At 36.6% G+C, this 3794-nt stretch carries 4 protein-coding genes; 2 read left to right on the top strand and 2 right to left on the bottom strand.

Translation table 11 applies throughout. The annotated features are described in order from the left end of the window. The coding region (locus tag AC3DU7_RS28160) for a hypothetical protein (protein WP_488042563.1) at positions 1-1995 on the top strand (1995 nt) is incomplete at its 5' end. An 82-nt stretch (positions 1996-2077) separates the two neighbouring features. Here AC3DU7_RS28160 and AC3DU7_RS28155 read toward each other — a convergent pair. Next, entirely contained in the window at positions 2078-2344 is a 267-nt protein-coding gene (locus AC3DU7_RS28155; protein ID WP_488042562.1) for a hypothetical protein, read from the bottom strand. Between the two features lie 554 nt (positions 2345-2898). On the opposite strand from AC3DU7_RS28155, the gene ndhM reads away from it, so the two are divergent. Beyond that, positions 2899-3246, top strand: coding sequence for an NAD(P)H-quinone oxidoreductase subunit M (ndhM, locus tag AC3DU7_RS28150; protein WP_488042561.1), 348 nt, complete (start codon positions 2899-2901; stop codon positions 3244-3246). 173 nt (positions 3247-3419) lie between these two features. Here ndhM and AC3DU7_RS28145 read toward each other — a convergent pair whose 3' ends face one another. After that, positions 3420-3701 (bottom strand): hypothetical protein, encoded by a 282-nt coding sequence (locus AC3DU7_RS28145; RefSeq protein WP_488042560.1) that lies wholly within the window; start codon positions 3699-3701, stop codon positions 3420-3422. Between the last annotated feature and the right edge of the window lie 93 nt (positions 3702-3794).

Genomic DNA, 3794 nt, shown 5'->3' with positions numbered 1-3794 from the left:
CTCTTTTTCAGAATCTCAGTTCGAGATGCACCTTTTCATAGCACTCTTTTTTACATCTGGTATAAACTATATTTTAAAATCAGTAATAAATTTATGAAAAATCGACAAAAATTCTCTATTAGTATAGTAACAATAGCTACCATTTTATTAAATTTCATGATTTTAGGATGTCAAAAAAACAGCAAAAAAATACAAGAATTAGATGACAAAAATCAGACAATATTGTTACAACCAAGTACTGTAGAATTATTACAACCAAATACTTTAGAAGAAGAAAGTAAATTTCAAGCAAGAAGTTTGGCAATTCGTAAGAAACTAGCAGCTATAGACTTAGAAGAACTAGATAATTGGTGGAGACCCAGAAAAATTGGAGATCCTCATAAATACCTACTGCCAGTAATTTTATCTAGATTAAGTTTAGAAGATACACAAACAGGAAAACTTTATAATGAAGAAGAAACCTGGAAAATTTTACTTCAACTAGATAAAGATAAACCAAGCCTTTATCACTTCCGTAGTTATCTAGATGTGCGAATTTTCTTTTTATTTAGAGATAAAATGCCATCTGATGTATTAGCATCTTACAAAAATCAACTACAACGACCGAAAGTCTTCAAGTGGATAAAAACTGGAACAGAAAATCATATGTTTATGCATCGTGCATCCGGTTTAGCATTGATGGATGGAAGTAGTTGGCCTGTAGGAGATCCGGCAACTGCTGCTACAAATGAGGCATGGTTGAGAGCAGAGCTGAATAAATTTTTAACTATTGGACAAGGAGAATTTCATTCTTCCACTTATTATGGATATAGTATTGGTGGATTACTCAATCTCTATGATTTTGCTCGCGACCCAGAATTAAAAAAACTGGCAAAAGGTTTACTAGATTGGTATGCAACTAATATGGCACTAAGACTAAGTTGGGGCACTGCTGGAGGTGCGGAAAGTCGGGGTTTCGATCGCAGTACCTGGAATACTGGGTTAGGTACAGTAGCATGGATGTGGTGGGGAGAAGGCACTGAAGCTGTAGAAAAGATGGGAAATGGTACTGCTAGGTTAGCATTGCCAGCAGCTCTAAGCACATATCGTCCTCCAGAACATCTGCGGGCACTAGCTCGTAAACAAGTGCCACTGCCATTTCAACTCAGGGCAAGTCATCCAATTTACTACAGTTACTCTCAAGGAAACCGCTTATGGGAAAAATTCTATATAACTGAGGACTATAGTTTAGGCACTTTATTAGAGCCTACTCGTAGTTATCAAGTTGAGGGTACAATTAGCGCACAATATACTACTTATAAGTTAGTAGTGCGTGACTCTGAAGGCATTAATAACGCAGTAGTAGGTTTAGGTGGCACTTATCATGGACCCCAAGCAACTGGAAGTAGCCCTGGCGATCAATATGTACAGCAGAAGGGAGCAGTAATGTTTCAGCTAATTCTCAGCGATCGAGATTTGCAAGCAGGAGTGCCAGCACAGTCGAATTTAGTTTTGCCAAAGCGTTATGGTGAACCGAAAAAATATAAAAATTGGTATATTTGGCGCATTGAAAATATTTGGTTATGTGTTCGACCTTGGGCAGATGAGGTAAGTTTACAACCATTATCTCGGAAATATAAAGATTACCAAGCAATGGTTGCTACAGGAAAAAAGACAGCTTGGGTCACTGATGTGGCAAGGGTAGCTGATGTTGGAGATTTTGAAAGTTTAAAACAGGCGTTGGATAAAACTCTGATTGATGATAGCGAATGGGAGAGTCAAGGGCGTTTGAGTTATTTGAGTTTAGTTGGCGATCGCATAGTTATGACATATCAGCAAGATGGTGCTATCGGGGAGGCTGTAGTTAATGAGGAGAAAAGAATTTTAAAAAATTGGCCTGTTTTAGAGAGTCCATACGCCAAACAGGAGTTGTACAGTGGGTTACTAGAAGTTAATGACCCCAATTTAGGTAAATGGCAATTAAGAGGTAAGTTGATGGGTCCAGAATGGGATTAAAGTTTGGTGCTGGTGTGTAAGTCTGGGGACATGGGGAAATAAATTCAAAGATTTGGCAATGGTGTTCAGATAGAACATTTTTTTATACCGAATTAAGCAAGTCTAATATTATACAAAATATCAAAAATAGAAGACGGTAATCAAACATAGCATTACTATTAAGAAATAGAGTTATACCATTTCTCAAAAGTCTTGCTACATCTCCTTGAAAGTAGGGAGTAGGGAGTAGGGAGTAGGGAGTAGGGAGTAGGGAGTAGCTAAGAATCAAGATTTGGAGGGAGTTGTAGAGGAGGTAGTCAGAAAAATTATCCCTTGCCAACTCTGCCCAACTATACGCCAGAATACTCACTTTTGAGCTTTATAAGGCGAAAATCAGGTATTTCTGATCTAAAAAGGCTAAAACCAATATCAGTAAAGACTTTGATATTTAATCAGCAAGCCCTAACTAACCAGTTACAAAATCCTAAAAACTTTACCAATCAATACTTTTGATTTTTGACTTTCGGGTAGCGACACTAGCTATTTATAGCAAAAATTTACCAATTTGGTATGACAAATGTCTTATATCATATCCGGATAATTAGCGCTCCAGAAAACTTTATCTTTTTTCGGTGTTGGTAATTTGAGGTATGATAGTTCGGATAAGAGCGCTATAGAACTCCGTGACCTTTACGCTCCCCGAAAAACTGTCTCCTTCTATTCCTCTTTCTTCTTCTTTTTTCCCTCCTGACTCCTAAGTAATTAAGGTTAATATCATACACTAATTTACCAACGCCCTTTTTTCTTCTTTCTTTCCTCCTGACTCCCGACTCCTTGTTTTGAGCCGATCAAAAAAATCTGACTTTTGACTTATAACTTCATTACGATAGAATTTAACAAAAAGTCACAGAGAGAAAATTACTCATGCTATTAAAATCAACAACTAGACATATCCATATTTTTGCTGGAGTTATAGAAGACAATGAACTCGTTCCTGACGATCGGGTATTAACTCTCGATATCGACCCTGATAACGAACTTAACTGGAATGATACTGCTGTGCAGCAGATTTACGGAAAGTTTGACGATCTGGTAGAATCCTATAGTGGGGAAGATTTAACTGAATACAACCTACGTCGTATAGGTTCCGATTTAGAGCATTTTGTGCGATCGCTATTACAATCTGGTCAAATTAGCTATAATCTAGGTGGTCGTGTCAATAACTATAGTCTAGGACTACCAAGAGTAGACATTGACCCAGAAGCTAAATAGCATATTAAAATTTAATCTTTAGTATAATAATCTGATAACATAATTGTTATCGGATTATCAAAATAATTGGGTCGCGCCACCCCGCCTTGATTGGCGATCGGGTTTTTGAAGCCTTGCTCAAATCCTCGTTACAAAAATAACTTCTGGCTTCTGACTTCTGACTTCTGGCTTCGCTAAGTCTGTGCTCTCCTACTCCGACTCCGATAATGTTGCAAAAATTGCTTCATAGATACCTGACGATTGGCCATAAATTGACTCCAAGCACCAGGAAAAAATTGCTCTAGAGTTTCGACTAAAGCAAAAATTTCTAGATTAAGCATCTTATAATATAATTCATGAGAATGTTTAAATTGAGTTAACAGCTCATCTATGTTTATCTTAGGAGGTGGCTGTTTGTCATCAGTTTCTTGATTGGTAAAATTACTGAAAGTACCAGAATCAGAAGATTTAGACATAAATTACCTCAAATGATTAAAGACAATATATGATAAAATTAACTTAATACAACTAATAATTGAAATAATATTTATAGTTTTATTAGTAAAACA

The organism is Okeania sp. (genome assembly GCF_983059655.1).
The sequence above is the reverse complement of the archived record's forward strand: the minus strand, read 5'-3'. Positions and strand labels throughout refer to the sequence as shown.